Raw genomic sequence first — 850 nt, forward strand, 5'->3', positions numbered from 1 at the left:
GAAGTCGAGACTGATTCGGACGTAGAGACCGATTCAAAGGTTGAAACTGATTCTGAGGTAGATGCCGACTCGGATGCTGAAACTGATTCAGAGGTTGAGACTGATTCGGATGTTGACGCTGACTCAGAGGTCGATACTGACTCTGATGTCGAAACTGATTCAGACGTTGATGCTGACTCAGATGTCGAGACTGATTCGGACGTTGATACTGACTCAGACGCTGAAACTGATTCGGATGTTGAAACTGATTCTGAGGTTGAAACCGATTCGGATGCTGATACTGATTCGGACGTTGAAACCGACTCAGACGCCGACACTGATTCTGAGGCTGATGTTGATTCGGACGTTGAAACTGACTCTGACGTTGATACAGATTCTGATGTAGATGCTGACTCTGATGTCGAGAGTGATTCAGAAGCAGATGCAGATTCGGATGTTGACACCGACTCAGATGTAGATATCGACTCAGATGTAGATATCGACTCAGACGTCGAGACTGATTCGGACGTAGATACTGATTCGGACGTAGATACTGATTCGGACGTAGATACTGATTCGGACGCAGAAACTGATTCAGATGTAGACACTGATTCAGATACAGAAACCGACTCGGATGTTGAGACTGATTCTGATGTCGAGAGTGATTCAGAAGCAGATGCTGATTCGGATGTTGATACTGACTCAGACGCAGAAGCTGATTCAGAGGCTGACGCTGACTCAGATGCAGAAACTGATTCGGATGTCGATTCCGATTCAGACGTAGACACTGATTCAGATACAGAAACCGACTCGGATGTCGACATTGATTCAGACGTTGATACTAATTCAGATACAGAAACCGACTCGGATG

1 protein-coding gene is annotated in these 850 nt (G+C 46.0%); it reads left to right on the forward strand.

Going from position 1 to position 850, the window contains the following annotated elements:
• On the forward strand, positions 1-850 hold an 850-nt coding region (locus tag O3646_RS10825), incomplete at both ends, for a hypothetical protein (protein WP_371610879.1).

Source organism: Streptococcus sp. 27098_8_148, from assembly GCF_041432105.1.
GTDB lineage: Bacteria > Bacillota > Bacilli > Lactobacillales > Streptococcaceae > Streptococcus > Streptococcus parasanguinis_AE.